Source organism: Pseudomonas sp. FA117 (assembly GCF_057370475.1).
On record NZ_CM170675.1, the window covers coordinates 3,803,928 to 3,830,066 of the forward strand.

At 64.9% G+C, this 26,139-nt stretch carries 18 protein-coding genes; 8 read left to right on the plus strand and 10 right to left on the minus strand.

From position 1 onward, the window contains the following. Nucleotides 1-7: 7 nt before the first annotated feature. The 6 genes from AC1TXO_RS17695 to AC1TXO_RS17720 all read right to left on the minus strand — a co-directional run bounded on the left by AC1TXO_RS17695 (nt 8) and on the right by AC1TXO_RS17720 (nt 13,603). Complete coding sequence (locus tag AC1TXO_RS17695) at nt 8-775, minus strand: SDR family NAD(P)-dependent oxidoreductase (protein WP_486402944.1); 768 nt, start codon at nt 773-775, stop codon at nt 8-10. 12 nt (nt 776-787) lie between these two features. Then, nucleotides 788-2,431: an acyl-CoA synthetase gene (locus AC1TXO_RS17700; RefSeq protein WP_486402945.1), complete on the minus strand. Its 1,644-nt coding sequence runs from the start codon at nt 2,429-2,431 to the stop codon at nt 788-790. Between the two features lie 116 nt (nt 2,432-2,547). Beyond that, nucleotides 2,548-7,047, minus strand: a complete 4,500-nt coding sequence (locus AC1TXO_RS17705; RefSeq protein ID WP_486402946.1) for an NEL-type E3 ubiquitin ligase domain-containing protein — start codon at nt 7,045-7,047, stop codon at nt 2,548-2,550. A gap of 85 nt (nt 7,048-7,132) precedes the next feature. Further along, nucleotides 7,133-11,584: an NEL-type E3 ubiquitin ligase domain-containing protein gene (locus AC1TXO_RS17710; RefSeq protein ID WP_486402947.1), complete on the minus strand. Its 4,452-nt coding sequence runs from the start codon at nt 11,582-11,584 to the stop codon at nt 7,133-7,135. Between the two features lie 72 nt (nt 11,585-11,656). Further along, nucleotides 11,657-12,676, minus strand: coding sequence for an AraC family transcriptional regulator (locus tag AC1TXO_RS17715; protein WP_486402948.1), 1,020 nt, complete (start codon nt 12,674-12,676; stop codon nt 11,657-11,659). A 63-nt stretch (nt 12,677-12,739) separates the two neighbouring features. After that, complete coding sequence (locus AC1TXO_RS17720) at nt 12,740-13,603, minus strand: LysR substrate-binding domain-containing protein (protein ID WP_486402949.1); 864 nt, start codon at nt 13,601-13,603, stop codon at nt 12,740-12,742. Nucleotides 13,604-13,713: 110 nt separating this feature from the next. Here AC1TXO_RS17720 and AC1TXO_RS17725 point away from each other — a divergent pair, with 110 nt between their 5' ends. Both AC1TXO_RS17725 and phnX read left to right on the plus strand, forming a co-directional pair. Continuing rightward, entirely contained in the window at nt 13,714-14,820 is a 1,107-nt protein-coding gene (locus tag AC1TXO_RS17725) for a 2-aminoethylphosphonate--pyruvate transaminase (protein ID WP_486402950.1), read from the plus strand. Between the two features lie 35 nt (nt 14,821-14,855). Then, nucleotides 14,856-15,683, plus strand: a complete 828-nt coding sequence (gene phnX, locus AC1TXO_RS17730; protein WP_486402951.1) for a phosphonoacetaldehyde hydrolase — start codon at nt 14,856-14,858, stop codon at nt 15,681-15,683. 83 nt (nt 15,684-15,766) lie between these two features. On the opposite strand, the gene AC1TXO_RS17735 is transcribed toward phnX, so the two are convergent. Next, nucleotides 15,767-16,327: an NADPH-dependent FMN reductase gene (locus AC1TXO_RS17735; RefSeq protein WP_486402952.1), complete on the minus strand. Its 561-nt coding sequence runs from the start codon at nt 16,325-16,327 to the stop codon at nt 15,767-15,769. Nucleotides 16,328-16,483: 156 nt separating this feature from the next. On the opposite strand from AC1TXO_RS17735, the gene AC1TXO_RS17740 reads away from it, so the two are divergent. Then, complete coding sequence (locus AC1TXO_RS17740) at nt 16,484-16,702, plus strand: hypothetical protein (protein WP_486402953.1); 219 nt, start codon at nt 16,484-16,486, stop codon at nt 16,700-16,702. 36 nt (nt 16,703-16,738) lie between these two features. On the opposite strand, the gene dnaQ is transcribed toward AC1TXO_RS17740, so the two are convergent. From dnaQ to AC1TXO_RS17755, 3 genes are all read right to left on the minus strand, one after another. Continuing rightward, nucleotides 16,739-17,440 carry a DNA polymerase III subunit epsilon gene (dnaQ, locus tag AC1TXO_RS17745; protein WP_486406858.1) on the minus strand — a complete coding sequence of 234 codons (702 nt, stop codon included), beginning with the start codon at nt 17,438-17,440 and terminating at the stop codon, nt 16,739-16,741. A gap of 122 nt (nt 17,441-17,562) precedes the next feature. Beyond that, a complete protein-coding gene (gene rnhA, locus AC1TXO_RS17750) occupies nt 17,563-18,009 on the minus strand; it encodes a ribonuclease HI (protein ID WP_486402954.1) in 447 nt (148 codons plus the stop codon). A 46-nt stretch (nt 18,010-18,055) separates the two neighbouring features. Continuing rightward, a complete protein-coding gene (locus AC1TXO_RS17755; protein ID WP_486402955.1) occupies nt 18,056-18,814 on the minus strand; it encodes a class I SAM-dependent methyltransferase in 759 nt (252 codons plus the stop codon). Between the two features lie 86 nt (nt 18,815-18,900). Between AC1TXO_RS17755 and gloB the strand changes: the two genes are divergently transcribed. From gloB to AC1TXO_RS17780, 5 genes are all read left to right on the plus strand, one after another. Beyond that, on the plus strand, nt 18,901-19,680 hold the full coding sequence (gene gloB, locus AC1TXO_RS17760) for a hydroxyacylglutathione hydrolase (RefSeq protein ID WP_486402956.1): 780 nt from the start codon (nt 18,901-18,903) through the stop codon (nt 19,678-19,680). Between the two features lie 100 nt (nt 19,681-19,780). Continuing rightward, nucleotides 19,781-21,214 carry a lytic transglycosylase domain-containing protein gene (locus AC1TXO_RS17765; RefSeq protein ID WP_486402957.1) on the plus strand — a complete coding sequence of 478 codons (1,434 nt, stop codon included), beginning with the start codon at nt 19,781-19,783 and terminating at the stop codon, nt 21,212-21,214. A gap of 181 nt (nt 21,215-21,395) precedes the next feature. Continuing rightward, complete coding sequence (locus AC1TXO_RS17770; RefSeq protein ID WP_486402958.1) at nt 21,396-23,225, plus strand: extracellular solute-binding protein; 1,830 nt, start codon at nt 21,396-21,398, stop codon at nt 23,223-23,225. Continuing rightward, nucleotides 23,222-25,063 (plus strand): extracellular solute-binding protein, encoded by a 1,842-nt coding sequence (locus AC1TXO_RS17775; protein ID WP_486402959.1) that lies wholly within the window; start codon nt 23,222-23,224, stop codon nt 25,061-25,063. The genes AC1TXO_RS17770 and AC1TXO_RS17775 overlap by 4 nt, the downstream gene beginning before the upstream one ends. A 1-nt stretch (nt 25,064) precedes the next feature. Next, on the plus strand, nt 25,065-26,138 hold the full coding sequence (locus AC1TXO_RS17780) for a microcin C ABC transporter permease YejB (protein WP_486402960.1): 1,074 nt from the start codon (nt 25,065-25,067) through the stop codon (nt 26,136-26,138). Nucleotide 26,139: the final 1 nt, after the last annotated feature.

Here is a 26,139-nt window from a genome sequence, read left to right on the forward strand (position 1 = left end):
ATTCTCCTTACTTGGCAGCCATGCGCAGGGCGCCGTCGAGGCGGATCACCTCGCCGTTGAGCATGCTGTTCTCGATGATGTGACGGGCCAGGGCTGCGTATTCCTGCGGGCGGCCAAGGCGCGGTGGGAACGGCACGCCAGCGGCCAGCGAGTCACGTACTTCCTGGGTCATGCCGGCCATCATCGGCGTCTCGAAGATGCCGGGAGCGATGGTCATCACACGGATGCCGAAGCGTGCCAGTTCACGGGCAGTCGGCAGGGTGAGGCTGGCGATGGCGCCCTTGGAGGCGGCATAGGCGGCCTGGCCGATCTGCCCGTCATAGGCGGCGATGGAAGCGGTGTTGATGATCACCCCACCCTCGCCGCTTTCGTCCGCCGCCCCTTCGGCCATGGCGGCGGCCGCCAGGCGCAGCATGTTGAAGCTGCCGATCAGGTTGACGTTGATGACCCTGGAGAAACTCGCCAGGCCATGCGGCCCCTGCTTGCCCAGGACCTTCTCGGCGCCGACGATACCGGCGCAGTTGACCAGCCCGTGCAGGCTGCCAAAGGCGCTGACCGCCGCCTCGACCGCCGCCTGTGCGGCCTGTTCGTCGCTGATGTCGGCCACGGCGAAGCGGGCGTTGTCACCCAGCTCGTGCGCCTTGGCCTCGACCGCCTGGGCATTGAGATCGACCAGCATCACCCGGGCGCCGGCCTCGACCAGCATCTGCGCGGTGGCGGCACCCAGCCCGGAGGCAGCGCCGGTGACGATGAAATTCTTGTCTGTGACTTTCATGGATAGCTTCCTTCAAGCGTCGGCAGGGGTGGCCTGCGCGGCGTGTTGTCTGGCGATTTCCTGATTGCGCAGGATGAAGCGTTGCAGCTTGCCGCTCGGGGTCTTGGGCAGCTCGCCAACGAATTCGATTTCACGCGGGTAGGCGTGTGCATAGAGACGCTGACGCACGTGCTGGCGCAGGGTCTCTTCCAGTTCGGGACTGGCGTCGTAGCCTGCCGCCAGCACCACGAACGCCTTGATCAGCTCGGTGCGTTGCGGATCAGGCTTGCCGACCACCGCCGCCTCGATCACGGCGGGATGCTCGATCAGCGCGCTCTCCACATCGAACGGGCCGACACGGTAGCCGGAGGTGGTGATCACATCGTCGCTGCGGCCGACGAAGCTGATGCTGCCGTCTGGATTGAGTTCGACGGTGTCGCCGGACAAGTAGTACTTGCCGACAAAGGCCTTGGTCGGCACCCCGTGGTAACCGCCGAACCAGCACAGCGGCGACTGTTGGCGGTCAACGGCGAGGATCCCGGGTTGCCCGGCCGGCAGTTCGTTACCCGCCTCGTCCAGCACCACGATGCGATGCCCGGGGATGGCGAAGCCGGCCGAGCCCATGCGTACCGGGTGCGCCAGGCCATGATGGTTGCACAGCACCATGCCCAGTTCGGTCTGGCCGTAATGATCATGAATGGTCACGTCCAGGGCATCGGCGAACCAGCGGATCACCTCCGGATTGAGCGGTTCACCGGCGCTGCTGACCACCCGCAGGCGGCCCTTGATCGGCGTCGAGAATGCGTTGCCGGCGGCGATCAGCAGACGGTAGGCGGTAGGTGAGCCGGCCAGGTTGCTGATCCCCAGCTTGTCGATGATGCGTGCACAGCTCTCGACGCTGAACGGTCCGTCGTAGAAGGTCGTCGCCTGGCCCAGCGCCAGCGGACCGGTCACGGCGTAGTACAGGCCATAGGCCCAGCCCGGATCCGCCAGGTTCCAGAACCTGTCGTCGGGGCGCAGGTCGATGGCGTCGCGCATGTAGCCCTTGAACGCCACGATCGCTCGCAACGGCACTTCCAGCGGCTTGGCCGGGCCAGTGGTGCCTGAGGTGAACATCAGCAGGAAAGGATCATCGCCGCTGCGCATCACCGGCTCGCAGTGATCGCTCGCGGCCTCGAGCAGGCACTGGAAGTCCAGGCCGTGCGCCGCGCCGACGGTGATGACGGTCGGGCAGTCAGGCACTTCGTCCAGCTTGCAGCGGTTGGCCTGATCGGTGACCACCACGCGTGCGTGGGATTGCTCCAGGCGGTGCTCGATGGCCTTGGGGCCGAAGGCGGTGAACAACGGCTGGTACACCGCGCCCAGCCGCCAGGTGGCAAGGATCGTTACCAGCAACTCGACCGTACGTGGCATCAGGCCGGCGACCCTGTCGCCGGGTTGCACACCTTGAGCCTTGAGCACATTGGCAAAGCGTGCAGCCTGCGATTGCAGGTACTCGAAACTGTACCGCGCGCCTTTACCGTGTTGGTCTTCGCAGACCAGCGCAGGCTTGTTCATGCCCGTGTGGCGGTCGCAGCACTCGACACAGGCGTTGAGCGCCTGCAGGTTGCCGTGCAAGGCGTTGGCGGCCACCTGGGCATAGTCGAATGCCCGTGCCGCCTCGGCGTAATCACGCATCGTCGGACTCCTGGTTTCTTGTTGTTGGCGTTGAATCCCGGGTCCGACGATAGTCGCGCTGCCAGCCTGTCAGGACAATGGCAAAAGCCCTCAAAGCGGCTGAACGGTTTGGCCACTCAGGCCTGCCCACGCTCGCGGCCGTAGAGCATCTGGCGGGTCAGTTCGAATACCAACGCCTGCTCATGGCCGTCCCGCTCCAGGCGCAGGGCCTCGCGTTCACTCTCCAGAGCCTGGGTACTCATCGTGTCTGCACGCTCTTCCAGGGCGCGTTGCCGCGCCAGGTGCGCCTGCTCGGCAACCTCGAAGGGTTCAGGGTTTCGCTCACGGATGTAGCGCTGCCAAAACCTGCGCCCTGCCATATTGCGCGACAGCGCCTGCATCGTTTGCGCTGCAAGCACGGCGCTCAAGGCTCGTTGCAGTTGGTCATCATCGACCTCTGCAGCCTCGACATAGGCCATGCTGCCTGGCTGGAACGGCAGGCTCAGGCGCCCGCGCAGGTGCACACGGTAGTAAAGCCTGACGGCCAGTTGATCGACGCTGTCGCCCGCTTGCAGACGCCGGCGGATATCCTGCCGTGCAAACTGCTCCAGACGCTCGAGCCGGAACAACCCCTGCCCGAGGGTGATCAACGCGTCACCCCGCTCGTGCAAGGTGTTGGCCTCGGCCCTGGCGACGGCGGTCAGTCGCAACAGTTCGCTGAAGCAATCGCTGACACCGTTCTGGCACCCAAGCGGCTCGCTGGCAAAGGCGTATACCCGGCCGCGCAGATCGCTGTCGGCATGGAGCGCCTCGAGCAGACCCCAGACCCTGCGGGCCAGTACCGTCGGTGCATTGACCTGCTCTGCAGACTGCGACAAACGCGCCAGCAAGCGGAACAGGCCACTGCTTGCAGGCAGGGCGTGGAGTGTATCCCAGAGCACCCTGTACCCTGGCTGTTCGGCGACCGCCACACTGGCCAGCCAGTGCGCCCGATGCGTTGCAGGGTCGAGGGCAATGACCCGTTCGGGCAAGTGAAGATGCTCCATCACCGTGTCCATGGCATACAGGATGCACAGTTCGACATTGGACATCGGGTTGTGCTCCACCAGAAAAGCCCGACGGAACAGGTTCGGCATCTTCAGGATGCCGGCCGGCGCCCTGGCAATGAGGTTGTCGCGAAGGTCTGCCCGCTCCAGGTCGGCGCACAGCTGCATACCATCGGGCCAGGCGGTCAGGCGGCAGTTACGCAGGTTGAGGCTGACCAGGCGCTGCAGGTGGCCGAAGCTCAAGCCTGCGCTACCCAGCGGGTTGTGGCTCAGATCTAGGCTGCGCAGGTGCCGCAGGCTGTTGATCACCTCGATGCCGTCGCTGTAAAGCCGCAGATTGTTGCGCGACATCCGCAGGCGCCGCAGTTGCGCAAGCTGGGCGATTCCGGGCGGCACACCCAGCAGTTGGTTGTTGCTCAGGTCCAGCTCGTGCAAGGCGCCAAAGCAGCGCAGAAAATCTGTCGGTATCTGGCTCAGCGGCGTATCGCTGATCACCAGTGTGGTGACTGCGGGAAACTCGATCGGCGGCACAAGGGCAGGGAGCGTGCGCACCTGCGGGCCGGTAAGACTCAGGCTGTGGCCCGCCGATGCACTATCGGCCGCCGGGTCCGGTTCACCCAGCAGGCGCCATGCGCGGCGCAGACGTTCGGCCAACAGGCGCCTCGCCTTCTGGACGTGGCCTTGCACTGCACCACGGATCCAGATATCGAGCGCCTGGCCGAGCCTGTTGAAGTCGTTCTCCAGCGCCAGCAGGCGCCGATAGGCAGAGTCGGGGGCCTGCAGCAGCACCTGCAGCCGTGCCTGGAGTTGCGTATCGGACAACCCTGGATACAAGGCTCGCAGCCGATCGCGCATTACCCGCGAGGACGAGGGGCCTGACCCATCCTGGCCATTGAGCGGATAACCCACACGGCCATCGGCCAGGCGCCTTCCGGGGTTGAACCAGCGCGGCTGCGCGGTCCAGCCGAGCACTTGCAGACGTTCGTTTCGAGCCTCGGGCAGTTGGGCCTGCAGCAGACGACGCAGGATAGCCGGCCCGTCAGAACCCGCCAGGCCCAGGTCGCTGCGCACCGACAGGGGCAACGCTGCGATGATTGCGGTCTCGATACGTCGCAGTGGAGCGGCATCGGCCGTCGCGCGCAGGGTATCTGTACCGTCGTAGATCTGGAAGGCCCCGTCGCTGCGCACCAGCGTGGCATGCTCGACATGGATCGCCTCCGGGCCTGCCGCCGCGATCACCCGCCCATTCACCGCCCCTTCGCGCAGGGCCAGACGGGTGCTGCCTGTCCAGCCGGGCAGACGGGCCAGTAGCGCCAGTGCCAGTTCGCCTGTTTCGCTGCAGTAGGCGTTATCCAGATACAGCCCTTCGACGGCGCGGTTGAGCCTGGCCATCTGCAGCAACGCGCGTGCCTTGACCGCCAGGGTCATCGGCATCTTGGCCTGCGTCAGCGCCACTTCCCGCTCGTCGCCCCCGACGTCCTGTACCACTTGCTGCGCATAGGCGGCTGGCAGCCCCGGAAAATCGCGCAGCACCAGGGATCGCAAGGCATCGGTCGGCAATGCCTGTTGCGTCAGGGCCTCGAACAGTTGCTCGCGCAGCGCTGGCGCCCGTTCGAGCAGCATGTGGCGCAGCGCATCCTCCTCCAGACCCTCGGTGCCGGGCAGTGCCAGGCACCAGGCCTGGATAGCGGCGTCGCCGGCCGGTTGCCGGCCATCGGCCAGGGCCTCGAAGAAGGTCGTTACGCGTTGGTCAGCCTCAAAGCGCAGCAGTGTATCGGCGAGGTTCGCGGGCAAGCTGCGACCCTCGACAAGCAGCCCCCTCAACGCTGGCGCATCGATATCGGCGACCTTCATCACTTGGCGCGCCTGGCCCGCGGAAACGGGCGGGTGTTGCGGCCAGAGCGTATCGAGCATGCGCGCCTCATCCTGCCATTCCAGCGGACGGTCCAGATGCAGGCGCCAACCACGATCGCCCAGCGCCTCGACCTGAGGCCCGTAAGCGCTCTCACGCAGCGGGTGACGCAGGCACCAGGGCTCATCGGCACCTGCACGGCGGAGCCGGAAGAAACGCTGGCCGATCCGCAGCCAGCGGCGATTGCCCTGACCATAGAGACCATCAGCCTGCAACCTCACATCCTCCGGTTGCTGCGCATAAGGCGCCAGATCGAATGACCACAGTCGCTCGCCCGCCTCCCCCAGGCTCACAGGGTGCAACCCATCGACGAACGTGCTGCGGGCAAAACCGCGCGCCACCACCGATGCGCCGCCGGCGAGGGCCGCAGTGACGGCAAGCGTCTCGGCCACACCCAGCATGTGTTCCAGTGCTTCGTACTGGTGGCCGTGGTACCAGTCGAGTGCACCTTCGAACACCTCCGACAGGGTCTGGACCACCAGCAAACCCAACAGCATCGCGCCGACCATTGGAATGAACAGGCCGGCCAGGTTGGCCAGGCCCAGGCCGATGCCGGACCAGACCTGCAGCCGTGCATCCGCGGCTTGCTGGTCCGCGTCGGCGGTCGGCACCAGCAGCAGCCGGGCATCGGACTTGACCCGCTCGACCTGCTGCTCGACCAGGCGTTCGAAAATGTCGCCCGGGGCCGTCAGACCCTGGACCTCGAGGTCCGGGACATCATCCTCCAGACGCTTGAGCAACGTACCGAGAAAGCTCGCGCGCTGCTGCATCGCGATCAGCTGCGCAAACCGCTGGCGACAGTCCGGGCGTCGCAGCTCGCGGATCAGCGCACGCTCCATCGCCGACCAGGACGCGTAGTGACGCAAGGCGTTTTCAGTGTCGCTGGGCAGATGGAGCATCACCCCCTGGTGGGCGCCGTTGCGGTCACGCAGACTGACGACCATGGCATCGGCGACGCTGCACCCGAGCACTTGCAGCAGCCCCGGGTAGCCGTGCAGGAAGCCGTCATGGGGGTCTGTATTGGCGTGCCCAAGATCCTGCAGGACAATCTGCTCCTGGGGGCCGATATCGCCCTTGAGTGCCGCGATCTCCCCCATGAGCAGCAGGGCCGATCGTTTGTCCTCGGCCAGCAAGGCGCAGGTGGCGGGCGTGAACACCTGCACCAGCAGGTCCTGGTAGAGGCGACCCACATCGGCATGTCGACAGGCCCGCGCCAGGTGTACCGGGTCTGCGGACAGCACCTGGTCATCACCGGGACGCACCAGCCCGCTGCCTTGCAGTACCGCATCGTCATCCGAAAAGTTCTGCATCAGGCGCAACAGCCCGGGCTGACGCACCAGGCGCGGGCGATAGAACGGCCAATGGCTACCCGGCACCTGGCCAAACTCGCGGCGCACATCCAGCCATTGCAGGGTATCCAGCGTACTGCCTGCAGGCAGTTGATCAGCGAGCAAGCGGGCGAACGCCTTCTGCGCAAAGTCCTGCAGCGGAATCAGTTCGAGCGTTGCCGCCCTGGCCTTTGCCTGACTGGACTGGTGACGAGCGAACCGGTCACGCAGGCGGTTGATCTGCGCAGCCGAAGCCTGCCTGAGCCAGGCCGGCAGCCGACGGGCGATAAGCCCGTCCACGGCCTTAGCGCCCGCAGTGCCTGCGGTTATCGGGGGGGTGGTGTGGGTCATGAGGCCAGAGTCCTGTGGAAAAACGGGCAGCCACTATCCCGGCAGGTGCCCATCGACCAACAGCTGGAACATTTCCCTTCCCGGCTCAGGTATCGCCACCCCCCTCGAGTGCTTCGCGGGTGAGGCGCATGGCCAGCTCGTGCAGCGCTTGCTCGCGAGCCTTGGCGAGCTCGTCGAGCGCCGCCTTCCACGCTCCGCTGCCCATCTGCTCTTTCTGCTCGAACAGCGCGTCCTGACGCTGCTCCAGGGGTGCCTCGATAGACAGGAACGCCTGCTCATCGACCGCCCGCAAATGCTCGAGCCAGAAATCGCGTTCCGCCAGGAAGGCGATCAGCGCGTTACCGGCCTCGGCACGCATCACCGCTTCGCTGGCGGCCTGCAGATCGGCCGCCGTGACACCTGCGACGCCTTCGAACTGCATGGTACGCGGCTGGCCTGGCAACTCGAGTTGCGCTGCCAGGCCAATGCGGTAAGCCAGGCTCACCTCCACCTCATCCACGCTCTGCCCGGCAGCTGCACGACGGCGCATCTCATCAGCGGCATGGTTTTCCAGCCACTGCAGGCGAAACAGTCGCCGCCCCAGTGCCAGACGCTCCTGCCGCCCGGCACTGGCCTCAAGACCACCCAGGGAGGACTCCACCACTGCACGCACCTCGAGCCGACTGAAGCAGGCGATTACCCGGTCCACGCAGGTCCTGGGCTCGGCGGCCAGGTCGAAGAGCGCCTCGCGCAGGGTGACGTGCGCGTACATATCGTCGATCAGGGTCCAGACCCGTCGCTCCAGATCCTCACGCACCCGCCGATAGTCGCTGGTCGACAGCAGGTCCGTCAGCAGGTCAAAGAAGGCATCGCTGCCGCGCTCGTCCTGCAACCCATGCCAACGCGCGAGCCTGGCCGCGCGCTCGGCGTCAGGAACGTTGAGCAGCCAGCGATCCCGTGGCAGCAGATCCGGCTCGTCATCCCAGACGCCAGCGCCCGCTGGCCCAGGCTCGTGTACCGGATTGCCCTGCAGGGCCAGCCCTGCTCCCATGCCCAATGGCGATTGGCGGATGGCCACCGGCACTTCGATGATCCGGTTGTCACGCAGATCCACATGTTCCAGCGAAGCGGCCTCCAGCAGACCATCGGGTACGCGGGTCAGCCCGGTACTGCGCACCCCCAGTTCGCGCAGCCTCGGCAGGCGGGCGAACGTGATTGGCAAAGTGCCCAGCGGATTGAAATCAAGCTGCAGCACGCGCAACTGGGCCAGACCCGAGACGACTTCGCCAGCCGACGCATCCAGGCGCAGGCGGTTACGCGAAAGCACCAGTTCGCGCAGTAACGCCAGACGGGGCAGACCCGAGGGCAAGGTGGTCATGAGGTTGTTGGACAGGTTAAGGCGCACGACCTGGTGAAACCGACTGAGGAACCGCACAGGAAGCGCCGACAGGCGCAGATTGACCAACAGCAGTTCGGTCACATGGGAAAAGTCTACAGCAGCCGGCAAGCTCGGCAATTCCTCGACCGGGATGCCAATCAAGCTCAAACGGCGCCCCGGCGTACCATCGATCTGCGCAACACCCCGGTCCCCCTGAAGCTGCCAGCAACGGCGCAATTCATCGGCCACCAGCCGTCGCGAGGCCTGCTGGCCAGCCGTTGCGTTGCGCTCGGACCAGTCCCGCAAGCTCGAATCCAACTGGCGATAACTGTCCTCTTCACGCAACAAGGCCACAAACGCCTGCTCAGGATTGCGACCGAGCATCAGCAGGTAACGATCGATCATGGCTTCGTTGAAACCGGGGTAAAGGGCACGCAAGCGATTACGCAGAGTTTCCAGCGCAGTCACCGGACCGGTCTGTCCGCCACTGAGCAGGTAGCCGTAGCGCCCGTCCGCCAACCGTTCACCTGAGCGCAAGCGCGGTTTGGCTTCGCGCATACCCACCAGTGTCATCAACGCCGAGCGGGTATCGGGCAGCCACCCCTGCAGATCGGTGCGCAGGCGTTCGACCGCCTGCTGCCCCTCCCAGCCCAGACGTTGCCGATGAGCGACAGGCAGGAACGCCAACAAAGTCTCGAGCAGTCCGCAGGGCGATTCAATCGGCTGCTCGCAGGCGCGACCGTTTTCGTAGACTCTGAAGCCGGACGGGCCGTGCACCATGACCCTGGGCGGATGGCGCGAGTCCTGCGGATACAGACGCGCCAGCAAGGCCCCTGTATCAGAACCCCGGCGCACTTCGAAATTGACCTGTTGCGGCCAGGCTGCGTGTCTGCGCAACAGCGCAAACACCAGCTCGGGCAACTCATCACTATAGCGATTGACCAGCAACAGCCCCTGCAACAGGCGGCCGAGGCGGGCTTGCTGCAAGCTCGTGCGCACCTGTTCGGCCACCCGTAACGCCAGCCGCCCGCGCAGGCGCATCCGTTCAAGCTCCTGGAAGCTGCAGCGGGCAAGCAGCTCCACGGCAAAGCGGTCGGGCAATCCGGGGTAGTCGCGCCTGAGCAACGCGAGCTGGGGATGAGAGGCAACCGGCGTATCGGTCAACTGCTTCATCATCGCCTGGCGCAGGGCAGCAGCTGCATCGAGCACCACTTGATGCTGCTCTGAAGCCGGCCATGCAGACGCCCGCAGATGATCCATGCAGAACTGCCACAACTCGCCATCGACGGGAGGACCCTGTACCTGCGCCAGGCTTTCGAAGAAACGGTTGATGCGCGCATCGGCAGTGAATCCCAGCAGCAGGTCGCGCAGCAGCACAGGTATCGCCCGCTGTTCGACCACCAGAGCGCGGAGAAAGGCCTCATCGAAACCGAGCAGATCCAGCGCCCTGCCGAGCCCATGGGCATCGAGCGTTTCGGTTTCCGGCCACAGGTGTTCCAGCAGGCGCTGGCGCCCACGCCACTGCTGCGGACGATGCCAGGCCAGGCGCCAGGCGCGGTCTCCATTGCCATACAGCGACGGGCCGAAGCCCGCCCGACCATCGTTGCGCCTGAGCTGCCAGGCAGCGTTGGCATGCGGCTGATGGACCTCATGAACATCACCGGCATGGCGCCACCAGTAGCGGGTACCGTCGCTGAGCAGCCCGTTCTGCGTCAGTCTTGCGGACTCAGGCAGTGCCTGCACCCTGTACAGGGAAAGGTCGTCATGCCATAGGCGCGCACCATGGGCCGTATCGACCGGCACCAGGGCATCGACGAAGCCACTGCGCGCAAAGCCCCGCATCACCACCTGCGCACCGCCGGCCACGGCCGTATTGATCGCCAGGGTTTCGGCTACGCCCAGCAGATGTTCGAGGGCTTCGTGCTGATGCCCCCGCGCCCAGTCATGTGCCCCTTCGAAGACATCCAGCAGGGTTTGGCCAATCAATTGCGCCAGAAGCGCGTTGTTGATTATCGGCACGAACAAACCGGCCAGCTGGAGCAGGCCGAGCCCCACCTGAGCCAGGGCCTGAAGGTGTCTGCGATGCTGGTCGCGGTCCAGTTGCTGTACTGGTGGAAGTAAAAAACGCGCATCGTTGCGCATGCGATCCATCTGTCGACATGCCAGCCCCTCGAAAACACTCCCCGATATTTCCAGCCCGGTAGGGTCAACGTCGGGTGCCGAGTCCTGCAGCCGCATGCCCAGGGTCTGCAGGAAGCGGACTCGATCATGCAGCCCTATACGCAGACAGAATCCGGCCTGGTAGTCCGGCTGCGACAGCGCCTCTGCCAGGGCACGCCCCAACGCCTCCCAGCTGTCAAAGCGACGTATCGGCAGGTCAGTCATGTACAGAATCAACCCGTTTACCCGCACGTAGGGTAGAGCCCCATGGGGTACTGGGGCCTCTTCGAAACTCCAGACCAGAGCGTCCTCGACCAGGCAACCCATCAGCCTCAACTGCCAGGTCCTGATGACCCGGTGCCGCGGGTGTCGGATCGGCTTGCCGGCGACCAGATTTCGCAGCATCTGCGCATCCTCAGCCTCGAGCCTGTCATTGAGGGCCTCCAGCTCCACGGACAGGCCAAGCCGCTGGCGCTTGTCCCGTGCCAGCAACACTCGCAGGTCGTCATCGAGCACGCTGTCCAGGTGCGACTGATAGCGCTGCCCCACATCCAGGGTGCGGCAGGCTGCGCCGATCTGCGCGGGCGCCAATGCCAGCAACCTGCCGCCAGCACCTTGGTGAACGAGGCCAGAGCCTGGCTCGGAGGACGCATCCTCATAAAAGTTCTGCAGCAGACGCTCCAGAGCCGGAATTTGTGTTTCATGCTCCTTGTAGGCGCTGTTGCCCGGCAGTGAGAACGTGCGCCAACGCTCGCGCCAGTGCAGGCGCGACAGGTCGATCTTGCTGGTGGTCAATGCCTGCAAGGACGCTTCGAGCAATGGTTGGGCAAAGGCCTGGGGGGCTTGCAGGTTCGCGAGTGACGCCTGCAAGGCTTGCTCGGTGAGCCGGTGGGCAGCCAACTGATCGCGCAGACCGTTGATCTGGGAAGGGCTGGCACCGCGCAACCAGTCAGGCAGCGCATGCCCGATGAAACCATCGGTGACCTGGCTGGCGGAAAAAGAGGGCTGATGCTGACCCATGAACCATGCTCCTGTCTGAATGCAGAGCGCACGGTCCCAGCAAAATCTGCGTGAGCACAGCAGGAAAGCGTGTCAGGGATCGCTGCGCCCCAGCATCAACGAGCGGTAATGCCCGGGATTGCAGCCGAACCATTTGCGAAACGCCCGGTAGAACGAGCTGCCATCGGCAAAACCCAGGCGCTCGGCGATGTCCGTCATCGCCAGCGTGCCCTGGCTCAACCAGTCGATGGCCAGTTGCCGCCGTACACTGTCCTTGAGCCCCTGGTAGGTCTGGCCCTCTTCGGCCAGGCGACGACGCAGGGTCGACAACGACAGGCACAAGTCACGGGCGAGGGTGTCGGCGTCTGGCCACTGCCCCGGGTCGATCTGCCCCAGGCGATGTCGGACCCGGCGCGCCAGGCTGTCCGGGTCGCGGTATTTGACCAGGATGTTGCCCGGTGCTTCGGCGAGAAACTTCTGCAACTCTTCGGCGCTGCGCCGCATCGGCAGGTCGAGACAGTCGGCGGCGATGATCATGCGCGTGCGCGGGCGACCGAACTGCAGGTTCTCGGAGAACATCACCCGGTAGTCGTCGCAGAATGGTGGCTCGGCACAGCGCAGGTCGATGGCCAGGATCGGGATGCGCCGGCCCGCCAGCCAGCAGGCCACGCCATGCACGATCATCCAGAAAGCAAAGTAGGTGAACGCTCGCCGTGGTTCGTCGCGCGGTTCGTTGATGACGATCTCGACCAGGCTTTGCTGGCGTACCAGGCTCGGCTGCAGATCCTGGAGCATCAACGACAGAAACCCCAATGCAGTGTCCAGCGCCTCGCCCAGGGTCGGCTGCGCCATGCTCGCCCGACACAGGAAAGCCAGGCTGCCGCTGCGCAAGCCACGTGGATCCATGGCGAAGAACTCATCGTTGCAACGCCGGGCCAGCAGACGCCAGAGGCGCGCATAGGCATCGGCGCCAACCCGCGCCAGCGGCTGGTCCAGCTGCTCTGCATCGATGCCGGCGCGCGTCAGCAAGGCAGCGGCTGCCTTGCTGTCCGGGCAGCTCTGCAACAGCGCTTCGCGCACCAGTTGCATGGAGATGGTGTCTTTCTCGCTCATCGAGGATCCAGGTTGCACAGTGCCGTCATCTTAGGGTGATACCGGGAAAACACCAGCCTGCGCTCACAGGCTCGCCGCCAGCCCGAGGAACGCCTGGATCAGGCGCAACTCCCGGCGCCGCTCCAGGCAACCGATCATGTGCAGGTTGAGCAGCCCGTCTCCCGCCATCGGGCGTGCCACCACCCGCGGATCATGCGCCACTTCCACCGACGAAACGATACCGATGCCAAGCTCGGCGGCCACCGCCTCGGTCACCGCCTCGCGGCTGTCGAGCTCCAGCAGCACACGCGGCTGGATCCCTGCCTCGACGCAAGCCAGATCGAAGGTTCGCCGGGTGATGGAACTGGGCTCGCGCAGCACCATGATCTGCTTGTCCAGGGCACTCAGTGCCAGCTCACCGGGCTCGCCCGCCCAAGGATGACCGACCGGCAGCAAGGCGCACAGGCGCGAGTCGCCCAGGCTTTGCAGGTACAGGCCCTTGCGCGGCTCCACCTCGGTCAGCACCGCCACATCGGCATGCTCGGACAACAACGCAGCCAGGGTTTCCTGGGCATTGCCCAGGCGCAGGTTGACGGTGATGCCGGGGAAGCGTGCGCGCAACAGCGCCAGCATCGGCATGACCCTGTGCGGCCCGTCGGCGGCTACCTCCAGACGCCCGGTCAGCAGCTGACGGTTGGCCTCGAGCATCGCCTGGGCTTCCTCGGCCAGCCCGAACATGGCCCGGGTGATCGCCGCCAGGCGCGTACCCTCCTCGGTCAGCTCGACGCGCCGGGCGGTGCGGCGCAGCAGGGTGATCTGGTAATGCTCCTCCAGGGCCTTCACATGCCCGGTCACCGCCGGCTGGCTGATGAACAGGCGCGCTGCGGCGCGGGTGAAGCTGCCCTCACGGGCAACGGCATCGAAGGCACGGAGCTGGAACAGGTTCATTTATCGGCCTGACTTATGGCTGGCATAACAATAAACAATTTGATTGATGATTGATCGAATTGCAACCTAGCACCGTCGTTTCAGCCCACTGCCTGTGAGGAATTCCCGCAATGTCCAGCGCCCCGATCCTGCTGACCCCCGGTCCCCTGACCACCTCGATCCGCACCCGCCAGGCCATGCTGGTGGACTGGGGCTCCTGGGACCGCGACTTCAATCAACTGACCGCCAGCGTCTGCGAACAACTGCTGGCAATCCTCGACGCCAGCGCCAGCCATCACTGCGTGCCCATGCAGGGCAGCGGTACTTTCGCCGTGGAAGCGGCCATCGGCACCCTGGTGCCACGCGACGGCAAGGTACTGGTGTTGATCAACGGTGCCTACGGCCAGCGCCTGGCGAAGATCTGCAAGGTGCTGGGCCGCAGCTACAGCACCTTCGAGACCGCCGAAGACCAACCGACCACCGCCGCCGACGTTGACCGCCTGCTCGCGGCCGACCCCGGTGTAACGCACGTCGCGCTGATCCATTGCGAAACCAGCACCGGCATTCTCAACCCGCTCGCGGAAATCGCCCAGGTCGTCAAGCGCCATGGCAAGCGCCTGATCATCGATGCCATGAGTTCGTTCGGCGCCCTGCCCATCGATGCCCGTGAAGTGCCGTTCGAAGCACTGATCGCTGCCTCCGGCAAATGCCTGGAGGGTGTGCCGGGGATGGGCTTCGTGTTCGCCGAAAAAAATGCCCTGGCCGCTGCCGAAGGCAATGCCCACTCCCTGGCCATGGACCTGCACGACCAGCACAGCTACATGGCCAAGACCGGCCAGTGGCGCTTCACCCCGCCGACTCACGTGGTCGCGGCACTGCACGAAGCACTGCAACAGTACGCTGAAGAAGGCGGCCTGCCAGCGCGCCACCAACGCTACGCCGACAACTGCCGGACCCTGCTCGACGGCATGGCCAGGATCGGCCTGCGCAGCTTCCTGCCCACCGACATCCAGGCTCCGATCATCGTCACTTTCCACGCCCCCACGGACTCCCGCTACCAGTTCAAGGACTTCTACGAGCGAGTCAAGGCCAAGGGCTTCATTCTCTACCCCGGCAAGCTGACCCAGGTCGAAACCTTCCGCGTCGGCTGCATCGGCGTGGTCGGTGCGGCGGGCATGCAGGCCGCCGTCGATGCCGTGGCCCAGGTGCTGCGGGAAATGGAAGTGCTGGACATCTGAACCCTTCGCCCACCCTCTTCACGGAAATCGCACCCATGAACTACAGCAACCCCACCCAGCTGCAAGCCGCCATCCTCGACTGGGCCGGCACCGTGGTCGACTTCGGCTCCTTCGCCCCGACCCAGATCTTCGTCGAGGCCTTCGCCGAATTCGATGTCGCTGTCTCCATCGAAGAAGCCCGCGGCCCGATGGGCATGGGCAAATGGGACCATATCCGCACCCTGTGCGACGTACCGCAGATCGCCGAGCGCTACCGCAAGGTGTTCGGCCGTACCCCGACCGACAAGGACGTCACGGCCATCTACGAACGCTTCATGCCCCTGCAGATCGAAAAGATCGCCGTGCATTCGGCGCTGATTCCCGGCGCCCTGGACACCCTCACCGGGCTGCGCAAGGATGGCCTGAAGATCGGCTCGTGCTCGGGCTATCCGAAAGTGGTGATGGACAAGGTGGTCGAGCTGGCCGCGCGCAACGGCTATGTCGCCGACCATGTGGTGGCCACCGACGAAACGCCCAACGGCCGTCCGTGGCCAGCCCAGGCACTGGCCAACGTCATCGCCCTGGGGATCGACGATGTCGCGGCCTGCGTGAAGGTCGACGACACCGTGCCGGGCATCCTGGAAGGGCGTCGAGCGGGGATGTGGACAGTGGCCCTGGTGTGCTCGGGCAATGCCCTGGGGCTGACCTGGGAGCAGTACCAGGCGCTGGATGCCGACAAGCTGGAGCAGGAGCGCCAGCGTATTCATGCGCTGTTCGAAGGCTCGCGACCGCACTACCTGATCGACACCATCAACGAACTGCCGCAGGTGGTGGCCGACATCAACCGGCGGCTGGCCAAGGGCGAGATGCCGCAGGGTTTCTGATGGCCAGGCGATGAATCATTCGCGGGCAAGCCGGGGCGGCGAAGCGTACCCCGACTTGCCTGCGAAAACGGTAGTCCGGCCTGTCAGACTGCCCGGTTCAACTTCACCCAGCCCGCGAAGCGGTCAATGAAGGTCTGCAGGAACGGCCGGGTCTTGTCGCTGAGCTTGCCCGCCTCGTCGAACAGCGTCGCCGCGCCGCCGATGTAGGCCTCGGGCATCTGCATGCAAGGCATGTCGAGGAACACCAGCGACTGGCGCACCGCATGGTTGGCACCAAAGCCACCGATCGCACCCGGCGACACACTGGCCACCGCGGTTGGCTTGCCGCTCCAGGCACTCTGCCCATAGGGCCGCGAACCCACGTCGATAGCGTTCTTCAGCGCGCCGGGTACCGAGCGGTTGTATTCCGGGGTAACGAACAGCACCGCGTCGCTGCGCCGGATCTCGTCACGAAAACGCTGCCATGGCGCCGGCACACCAGCGGCCTCGACATCCTCGTTGTACAGGGGCAGGTCGCCGATCTCGACGATCTTCAGGGCGAGGCTGGACGGTGCCAGCTCTGCAAGGGCACGCGCGACCTTGCGGTTGTAGGAGTCCTTGCGCAAGCTGCCGACAACGACCGCTACCGAATAGACCTGGCTCATGGCGATTTGCATCCTCTACAGGGGAAGGGAAACTGTGTAGTTATAGATGACCCTTCATCGCCACCGAGGTTTTTTTCCGTAACAAGAAAACTTCCCCCGCCCTTCGCTGGTCTATGACTGCAGATATTTCTCCATATTTCAGAGGTTTCAACCTACATGGCAGCAGTACTGGTCGGCCAATTCCACGCCCGCGACGCCGAAGGCCGCATCTATCCGGTGCACGAGTTCCAGGAGTCGACCCTGCAGGCCGACGGCAGCACCCTGGGCGCGCCGATCACCACCTATCGCCTGGCCATTGGCGACCGGGTCACGCACCTGGGCGAAGACCGCTTCGAACTGGCCCAGAGCGGCGTCGAGATCATCCGCATTCCCTGATCCCGACCAGCACGGAGGGCTCGCTACGCGGGCCCGTCAGTCTGCAGGCGGCTGCGTCAGCGTCTGCCACATCGCCGGAGCACCGGCCGATTTCGCGATGGCTGCCAGACGCTCGGCGTGGGCTTCGAGCTCCTGCTCACTGGCGATGATCACCGGTCCCGGCTGACGACCGACGATCCGGCGGATTTCGCTGCCATTGCCGCCCTGCCCTTCATCGTCTTCAGCGCCCTGGCCAGCCAGCGACAGGCTGGTCTGGCCGCCGGTCATCGCCAGGTAGACGTCGGCCAGCAACTCCGAGTCGAGCAAGGCGCCGTGCAGGTCGCGGCCGGAGTTGTCGATGCCGTAGCGCTTGCACAGCGCATCGAGGCTGTTGCGCTGGCCGGGATGGCGCGACCGCGCCATCATCAAGGTGTCGAGAATGGTGCAATGCTGGGAGATGTCGGCGCGGTCCTGCCGACCCATCAGGGCGAATTCGTTATTGATGAAGCCAACGTCGAACGCCGCGTTGTGGATGACCAGTTGCGCGCCCTGGATGTACTCGAAGAATTCCTCGGCGACGTCGGCAAAACGTGGCTTGCCGATCAGGAAGGCATCGGTGATGCCGTGAACGCCGATGGCGCCCTCGTCGCTCTCGCGGTCCGGCTGCAGGTAGACGTGGAAGTTGCGGCCGGTCAGGCGCCGGCCGATGACCTCGACGCAACCGATCTCGATGATCCGGTGGCCTTCGCTGACCGGCATACCGGTGGTTTCGGTATCGAGGACGATCAGTCGGGTGTTCTGCTGCTCCACGCGGGGGCTCCAAGCGACATCAGGGAAAGGGGCGAGTATACATCAAAGCGCTTGCCGGCTCTGCCGCCGCCTCAACGCTGGGCGCGCAGCTCGTCGACACCGCGGTTGGCCAACTGGTCGGCGCGCTCGTTGCCCGGATGGCCGATATGCCCACGCACCCACTTCCAGGTGACCTTGTGCCGGTTGACCTGCTCATCGAGCAGCTTCCACAGGTCGGCATTCTTCACCGGTTCCTTGGAGGCGGTTTTCCAGCCGCGCTTCTTCCAGTTGGCCATCCATTCGGTGATGCCTTTCATCACGTACTGCGAATCGGTGGTCAGCACCACTTCGCACTCGCGCTTGAGCGCCATCAGCGCGCAGATCGCCGCCATCAGTTCCATGCGGTTGTTGGTGGTTTCGCGCTCGCCGCCCCACAGCTCCTTCTCGACGCCCTTGTAGACGATCAGGGCGCCCCAGCCGCCCAGGCCAGGATTGCCCTTGCAGGCACCATCGGTGTAGATCTCGACGCTATCGCTCATGTACCGCCTTCGTTCGCTTGCAGGTTATCGATCGCGGACGGCGTTGTCAGGGTTCGCTGTGACGGCGATTGACCTTGGCCAGCGGCAGGGGCAGCAGCTTGCCCATGGGCTCGCGACGCTCCAGAGGCAGCGGCCGCAGGCCGACCACCATCTTGCGGGCCACCAGCAGGTACACCCCACCGCCGGACAATTGCCACCCTCCGGCCATCCGCTCCCAGCCCGCCAGACGCTGCTGCCAGACCGGGGAGGAAAGCGGCGGACGATAGCACCCGAAGCGGCGTTTCTCCAGCGCGAAGCCCAGCAGGTTGAGCCAGTCGCCGACCCGCGACGGCGATATGCAGCGCGCCTTGCGCAGCGTTCCGCGGCCGAAGAAATGCCGCGCGCCCCAGGCGCTCCAGGGGTTGATACCGACGATCAGCAAGTGCCCGCCCGGGCGCACCGCACTGGCGGCCTGACGCAGCAGCCCGTGCGGTGACAGGCTGAAATCCAGGCCGTGCTGCAGCACTACCACGTCGGCGGCGTGCTCGGACAACGGCCAGGCCTGCTCCTCGCAGACGATCTCGACACCCGGCAGCGGTGCCCCCAGGCGCACGTTGCGCTGCACCTGCGGGGCACTGGGCGGCGCCTCGGCGCCGGGGCCGTAGTGCACCAGGAAGCCGCCGAAGAAGCGGCCAAGCTCTTCCTCGAGCAGTTTCTCCTCCTCCTTGAGCATCAACTGGCCCAAAGGCCCGGCGAACCAGTCGCGGGCCAGGCTGATCAGTTCCACCCACTGCGGATCGGCCTGGGCAAAGGCTTGATCGGTCATTGCATTCTCCCTCGAAGGTTTCGTCAGCCGCGCCATCGCGGCTAAGATGCCTTCATGTCCCACGCCAGATGATTCGGATCCGCACCATGATACAGATCGATGCCCTCCCCGCTTTCTCCGACAACTACATCTGGTTGTTACAGGATACTGCCAAACGCCAGTGCGCGGTGGTCGATCCCGGTGACGCCGGCCCGGTGCTGCAATGGTTGCAGGCGAACGCCGGCTGGACGCTCAGCGACATCCTCATCACCCATCACCACGCCGACCATGTCGGCGGTGTGGAGCAACTGAAGCAGGCCACCGGTGCCAAGGTGTACGGCCCCGGCAGCGAACGCATTCCAGGCCGCGACGTGGCGCTGGAGGACGGCGCCACGCTGACGGCGCTGGGCGTGACCTTCGACGTGCTCGCCGTGCCCGGTCATACCCTCGGCCACATCGCCTATTACAGCGCACAAACACCGACCCCGCTGCTGTTCAGCGGCGACACCCTGTTCGCCGCCGGCTGCGGGCGCATGTTCGAAGGCACGCCCGAGCAGATGCAACCAGCGCTTCAGCGCCTCGCCGCGCTGCCGGAGGCAACCGAGGTGTACTGCGCTCACGAGTACACGCTCAGCAACCTGCGCTTCGCCAGGGCCGTGGAGCCGCAGAACCCGGACATTGCCCGGCGTTTCGAGGAAGTTACCCGCCTGCGCGCCGACAATCGCATCACCCTGCCTTCCACCATCGGGCTCGAGCGGCGAACCAACCCGTTTCTTCGCACAACTGAAACATCCGTTAAACAAAAAGCAGACGAGTGGAAGGGCCATCCAAACGAATCCCAACCCGCTGTTTTTGCTGCCTTGAGGTCTTGGAAGGACGGCTTCTGATAACCTCAAGATATATCGCAGGATGACATCCAAGGTTGACCCGACCGGACACGGTTTCTAGAATCGCCGAAATTTTTTGCCCGGAAAACCGTGTCCGCCGATGTCTTCCCGTAGCCGCCGCACCGCTCATTCCGCCGCCCTGACGCGTCTGGCCCAGGTCAGCGCACTGGCCCTGGCCGCCACGCTCGTGGGCTGCCAGAGCACCCGTCAGGTCGACGAATCCGACAGCGTTCGCGCGCACAACTACCAGGCGCGAATCAAGCACAAGCCGGCACCGCTGCTGATCAAGCCGGCCGAGCAGAAGGCCCCGGAGGATGTCTGGGAGCGCATGCGCCAGGGCTTCGCCCTGCAGGACAGCATCGACGTCAATCCACGCATCGAGCAGCAGCGCCTGTGGTTCGCCAGCAACCCGAGCTTCCTCGAGAACGCCGGCGAGCGCGGCAGCCTCTACCTGCATTACATCGTCGAGCGCCTTGAAGAACGCGACATGCCGCTGGAGCTGGCGCTGCTGCCTGCCATCGAAAGTGCCTACAACCCGATGGCCTACTCCCGCGCCCATGCCGTGGGGCTGTGGCAGTTCATCCCTTCCACCGGGCGCCACTTCAACCTGCGCCAGACCAACTTCTACGATGGCCGTCGCGACATCACCGCCTCGACCAACGCCGCGCTGGACTACCTGACCCGCCTGCACGACATGTTCAACGGCGACTGGCTGCTGGCCCTGGCTGCCTACAACGCCGGCGAAGGCACGGTCAGCCGGGCGATCGAGCGCAACGAACGCCTCGGCCTGCCCACCGACTACTGGAACCTGCCGCTGCCTCAGGAAACCCGCGACTACGTGCCCAAGCTGCTGGCACTGTCGCAGGTGGTAATGACGCCGCAGGCCTATGGCGTGAACCTCAGCCCGATCGCCAACGAGCCCTACTTCGAAGCCGTCGCCATCACCGACCGCCTCGACCTGACCCGCGTCGCCGCCTTCGCCAACATCGACGAAGACGAACTGATCCAGCTCAACCCGGCGTTCAAGAAGCGCATGACCGTCGACGGCCCGCAGCAACTGCTGGTCCCCACCGCCAAGGCGCAACTGCTGACCAGCAGCCTGTCCAATCTCAAGCCAGAGCAACTGGTCAGCCTGCAACCGAACAAGGCGGTGTTCCAGGCGGCCCTGGCCGAAGCCAAGGCGCCGGCTGCGACCAGCAGCTACCGGGTCAAGCGTGGCGACAACCTGGGAGCCATTGCCAGGGCCAATCGCGTGTCGATCAAGGATATCCAGCGCTGGAACCGCCTGTCGGGCAGCAGCCTGAAGGTCGGCCAGGTCCTGGCGTTGCGCGGCGGTAGCGCACCCAGCGCTGCCGCCAACCGCGTCGCGGCGGCCAAGCAGCGCTCCACCCAGTACAAGGTCCGCAAGGGCGACTCCTACTACCTGGTCGCCAAACGCTTCAACGTCGAGATGAAGCACCTCAAGCGCTGGAACCCACGCAGCGGCCAGGCGCTCAAGCCGGGGCAGACGCTCACCGTCTACCTGGCACGCTGACCTGGTAGCGACCTCGTATGGCGAAAGGGCTGCGCAGCAACCTTTTCGCCATACGAGGTCGCTCCTGCAACGGTCGCGCCGAGGTTCGGTTTTTCACCGACGCCCCACCCTTTTTCCATTCCAGACAAGCTGTTACTGTACGCCGGACCAAGCCCAACGCCGCCTTGACCGGATCCCAGACTTGATAAGAACCTTTCTCCTGTCACTGAGCCTGGCCTTGAGCTTCCCCGCAGTCGCCACCGTGACCGAAAGCCACGGCTATGCGCAGTTCGGCACGCTCAAGTACCCGGCCACCTTCACCCATTTCGACTGGGTCAATCCGCAGGCGCCCAAGCGTGGAACCTTGCGGGCCATGGCATTCGGCACCTTCGACACGCTCAACCCCTACACCTTCAAGGGCACCAGCCCGGTCTCGACGCCGAACTTCCAGCAGTATGGCGTCAGCGAGCTGAACGAGACCCTGATGGTCGGCACCGGCCAGTACGACCCGTCCGGCGACGAACCCACCTCCAGCTATGGCCTGATCGCCCGTTCGGTGGAGTACAGCGAAGACCGCAGCTGGGTGGTGTTCAACCTGCGCCCCGAGGCGCGCTTCCACGATGGCAAGCCGATCACCTCGGCGGATGTGGCCTTCTCCTACCGAACCCTGCTCAAGGAAGGCCACCCGCTGTACCGCACCAACCTGCAGGAAGTGCAGCGCGTCGACATCCTCGGCCCGCTGCGCATCCGCTTCGTCTTCAAGCGCGCCGGCAATCCGCTGCTGATCCTGCGCCTGGGCGAGATGCCGGTACTGCCCAAGCACTACTGGCAAGATCGCGACTTCAAGGCCACCACCTTCGAGCCACCGCTGGGCAGCGGCCCGTACCGAATCACCGAGGTGCAGCCGGGTCGGCGCCTGGTGTTCAGCCGGGTGAAGAACTACTGGGGCAAGGACCTGCCGGTCAACCGTGGCAAGTACAACTTCAACCGGGTCGAGTACGAGTTCTACCGCGACGCCACCGTCGCCTTCGAAGCGTTCAAGGCCGGCGAATTCGACATCTACATCGAGCACCAGGCCAAGAACTGGGCCAACGCCTACAACTTCCCGGCAATCCGCCGCGGCGAGGTGATCAAGGCGCAGATTCCGCACCGCATCCCGACCCAGACCCAGGGCCTCTTCATGAACACCCGGCGCGACGCCTTCGCCGATCCGAAGGTGCGCCAGGCGCTGGGGCTGATGCTCGATTTCGAGTGGACCAACCGCGCGCTGTTCTCCAGCGCATACCGCCGCTCGACCAGCTACTACCCCAACAGCGAATTTACCGCCGCCGGGCTGCCCACCGGCAAGGAGTGGCTGCTGCTGTCGCCGCTGCGCGACCAGTTGCCCGCCAGGCTGTTCACCGAGCCTTACCAGGTCAGCCAGACCGACGGACGCGGCATCGACCGCCAGACCCTGCGCCAGGCCCTGGGCCTGCTCGGCGAGGCCGGCTGGAAACTCGACGGCCAGCGCCTGGTCGATGCCAAGGGCCGCCAGCTGCGCCTGGAACTGTTGCTGGTCAATCCCAACCTGGAACGCATCCTGCAACCTTATGTCGAAAATCTGTCCAGCATCGGCATCGACGCGCGCTTGCGCACCGTGGACCGAGCCCAGTACAAACAACGGCTGGACCAATTCGACTTCGACATGATCCTGATGACCCTGAACCAGACCCTCAGCCCTGGCCTCGAGCAGTGGCAGTACTTCCACTCAAGCCAGGCCGCGGTCAAGGGCAGCAAGAACTACGCGGGCATCAAGGACCCTGTGGTCGACCACCTGCTCGACACACTGATGGCCGCCCGCACCCGCGATGACCAGGTCGCCGCTGCCCGCGCGCTGGACCGGGTGCTGTCGTGGCACTACTACATGATTCCCAACTGGTACCTGGACAACCATCGCCTGGCCTACCGCAACCGGTTCGCCTTCGTCACCACGCCGCCCTACACCCTGGGCCTGAACAGCTGGTGGCTCAAGACTTCGGAGAAAGCCAAATGATGCCGACGCCTCGCCTGCGCCTGGCCTGCAGCCTGTTGCTCGCCTGTCTGAGCCTGCCTGCACTGGCCGCGCCGCAACACGCCCTGACGCTCTATGACGAGCCCCCCAAGTACCCCGCCAACTTCACCCATTTCGACTACGTCAACCCCGACGCGCCCAAGGGCGGCACCTTCCGCCAGTCGAGCTTCGGCGGCTTCGACAGCCTCAACCCGTTCATCAACAAGGGTGTGCCGGCCGAGAACATCGGCATCATCTACGACACCCTGATGCGCCAGAGCCAGGACGAGCCCTTCACCGAATACGGGCTGGTCGCCGGCAAGATCGAGAAGGCCCCGGACAACAGCTGGGTGCGTTTCTACCTGCGTCCCGAGGCACGCTTCCACGACGGCCAGCCGATGCGCGCCGAAGACGTCGCGTTCAGCTTCGACGCGCTCACCAAGCAGGGCGCGCCGCTGTACCGGCAGTACTACGGCGATGTCGCGCAGGTGGTCGTCGAAGATCCGCTGCGCGTGCTGTTCAAGTTCAAGCACAGCAACAACCGTGAGCTGCCGCTGATCCTCGGCCAGCTGCCGGTGCTGCCCAAGCACTGGTACCAGAACCGCGACTTCGAGCGCGGCAACCTGGAGATTCCGCTGGGCAGCGGCCCGTACAAGGTCGCCGAGGTCAAGGCCGGTCGCTCGATCCGCTACGAGCGGGTCAAGGACTACTGGGCCAAGGACCTGCCGATCAACCGCGGCATGTACAACTTCGATGTCATGACCTTCGACGCCTACCGCGACACTGCCGTCGCGATGGAAGCGCTCAAGGCCGGGCAGTTCGACTATGCCCTGGAAGTCAGCGCGAAGAACTGGGCCACCGCCTACAACGTACCGGCGGTGCGTGAAGGGCGGCTGATCAAGGAAGAACTGCCCAACGGCAACCCAGTGGGCATGCAGGGCTTCATCTTCAACCTGCGCAAGCCGGTGTTCCAGGACATCCGCGTGCGCCAGGCCCTGAGCCTGCTGCTCGACTACGAGTGGACCAACAAGCAGCTGTTCAACGGCGCCTATACCCGCACAGGCAGCTACTTCGAGAACTCCGAGATGGCCGCCAAAGGCCTGCCTTCGGACGACGAGCTGAAGATCCTCGAACCGCTGCGCGGGAAGATCCCCGACCAGGTCTTCACCGAGGCATTCCACAATCCGGTCACCGACGGCAGCGGCATGATCCGCGAGCAACAGCGCAAGGCCTACCAGTTGCTGACCGAGGCCGGCTGGAAGATCGAGAACGACAAGATGGTCGATGCCCAGGGCAAGCCGGTGTCGATCGAGTTCCTGCTGGCACAGACCGAGTTCGAGCGCATCCTGCTGCCGTTCAAGCGCAACCTCGCCGACCTCGGCATCGACCTGAGCATTCGCCGCGTCGACGTCTCGCAATACATCACCCGCCTGCGCTCGCGCGACTTCGACATGATCGTCGGCGGTTTCTCGCAATCCAACTCGCCAGGCAACGAGCAGCGCGAATACTGGAGCAGCGCCGCCGCCGACCGCACCGGCAGCCGCAACACCATCGGCCTGCGCGACCCGGCCATCGACGAGCTGGTCGAAGGCCTGATCAATGCCGACTCGCGCCAGAGCCTGATCGCCCATACCCGAGCGCTGGACCGCGTGCTGCTGTGGGGCTACTACGTGATCCCCAACTGGCACATCAAGACCTGGCGCGTGGCCTACTGGAACCACCTTGGTCATCCGAAGGTGTCGCCCAAGTACGACATCGGCATCGACACCTGGTGGATCAAGCCCGACGTGACCCCGGCGGTCAGCGAAGCGCGCGTGCCCCTCGTCGACGAGGCGAACTGACATGCTCGCCTATATCCTGCGTCGCCTGCTGCTGATCATCCCGACCCTGTTCGGCATCCTCATCATCAACTTCATCATCGTCCAGGCCGCCCCCGGTGGCCCGGTCGAACAGATGATCGCCAAGCTCGAAGGCTTCGACGGCGCCACCAGCCGCATTGCCGGTGGCGGCGCCGAAGTGTCGGTGGCCGGCTCCAACTACCGCGGCGCCCAGGGCCTGGATCCGGCACTGATCGCCGAGATCGAGCGCATGTACGGCTTCGACAAGTCGGCCCCCGAGCGCCTGTGGATCATGGTCAAGAACTACGCCCAGCTCGACTTCGGCGACAGTTTCTTCCGCGACGCCAAGGTGATCGACCTGATCATCGAGAAGATGCCCGTGTCGATCTCGCTGGGGTTGTGGAGCACGCTGATCATGTACCTGGTATCGATCCCGCTGGGCATCGCCAAGGCGGTGCGCCACGGCAGCCATTTCGACGTCTGGACCAGCTCGGCGATCATCGTCGGCTACGCCATCCCCGCCTTCCTCTTCGCCATCCTGCTGATCGTGCTGTTCGCCGGCGGCAGCTATTTCGACTGGTTCCCGCTCAGGGGCCTGACCTCGAACAACTTCGACGAGCTGTCCACGACCGGCAAGGTGATGGACTACTTCTGGCACCTGGTGCTGCCGATCACGGCGCTGGTGATCGGCAACTTCGCCACCATGACCCTGCTGACCAAGAACAGCTTCCTCGACGAGATCAACAAGCAGTACGTGGTCACCGCCAAGGCCAAGGGCCTGAGCCGCAACCGCGTGCTCTACGGCCATGTGTTCCGCAACGCCATGCTGCTGGTGATCGCCGGCTTCCCCTCGGCGTTCATCGGCATCTTCTTCACCGGCTCGCTGCTGATCGAGGTGATCTTCTCCCTCGACGGCCTGGGCCTGATGAGCTTCGAAGCGGCGATCAACCGCGACTACCCGGTGGTGTTCGGCACCCTGTTCATCTTCACCCTGCTGGGGCTGGTGGTGAAACTGATCGGCGACCTCACCTACACCCTGGTCGATCCACGCATCGACTTCGCCAGCCGGGAGCACTGAC

What these genes read in the sequence shown, in the direction of transcription:
- AC1TXO_RS17710 (WP_486402947.1), bottom strand. Translation starts at nt 11,584, where the DNA reads ATGGGTCAGCATCAGCCCTCTTTTTCCGCCAGCCAGGTCACCGATGGT.
- AC1TXO_RS17780 (WP_486402960.1), top strand. Translation starts at nt 25,065, where the DNA reads ATGCTCGCCTATATCCTGCGTCGCCTGCTGCTGATCATCCCGACCCTG.
- gloB (WP_486402956.1), top strand. Translation starts at nt 18,901, where the DNA reads ATGATACAGATCGATGCCCTCCCCGCTTTCTCCGACAACTACATCTGG.
- rnhA (WP_486402954.1), bottom strand. Translation starts at nt 18,009, where the DNA reads ATGAGCGATAGCGTCGAGATCTACACCGATGGTGCCTGCAAGGGCAAT.
- AC1TXO_RS17725 (WP_486402950.1), top strand. Translation starts at nt 13,714, where the DNA reads ATGTCCAGCGCCCCGATCCTGCTGACCCCCGGTCCCCTGACCACCTCG.
- AC1TXO_RS17715 (WP_486402948.1), bottom strand. Translation starts at nt 12,676, where the DNA reads ATGAGCGAGAAAGACACCATCTCCATGCAACTGGTGCGCGAAGCGCTG.
- AC1TXO_RS17755 (WP_486402955.1), bottom strand. Translation starts at nt 18,814, where the DNA reads ATGACCGATCAAGCCTTTGCCCAGGCCGATCCGCAGTGGGTGGAACTG.
- AC1TXO_RS17735 (WP_486402952.1), bottom strand. Translation starts at nt 16,327, where the DNA reads ATGAGCCAGGTCTATTCGGTAGCGGTCGTTGTCGGCAGCTTGCGCAAG.
- AC1TXO_RS17775 (WP_486402959.1), top strand. Translation starts at nt 23,222, where the DNA reads ATGATGCCGACGCCTCGCCTGCGCCTGGCCTGCAGCCTGTTGCTCGCC.
- AC1TXO_RS17705 (WP_486402946.1), bottom strand. Translation starts at nt 7,047, where the DNA reads ATGACCCACACCACCCCCCCGATAACCGCAGGCACTGCGGGCGCTAAG.
- AC1TXO_RS17765 (WP_486402957.1), top strand. Translation starts at nt 19,781, where the DNA reads ATGTCTTCCCGTAGCCGCCGCACCGCTCATTCCGCCGCCCTGACGCGT.
- AC1TXO_RS17740 (WP_486402953.1), top strand. Translation starts at nt 16,484, where the DNA reads ATGGCAGCAGTACTGGTCGGCCAATTCCACGCCCGCGACGCCGAAGGC.
- phnX (WP_486402951.1), top strand. Translation starts at nt 14,856, where the DNA reads ATGAACTACAGCAACCCCACCCAGCTGCAAGCCGCCATCCTCGACTGG.
- AC1TXO_RS17695 (WP_486402944.1), bottom strand. Translation starts at nt 775, where the DNA reads ATGAAAGTCACAGACAAGAATTTCATCGTCACCGGCGCTGCCTCCGGG.
- AC1TXO_RS17700 (WP_486402945.1), bottom strand. Translation starts at nt 2,431, where the DNA reads ATGCGTGATTACGCCGAGGCGGCACGGGCATTCGACTATGCCCAGGTG.
- AC1TXO_RS17720 (WP_486402949.1), bottom strand. Translation starts at nt 13,603, where the DNA reads ATGAACCTGTTCCAGCTCCGTGCCTTCGATGCCGTTGCCCGTGAGGGC.
- dnaQ (WP_486406858.1), bottom strand. Translation starts at nt 17,440, where the DNA reads ATGCCGGTCAGCGAAGGCCACCGGATCATCGAGATCGGTTGCGTCGAG.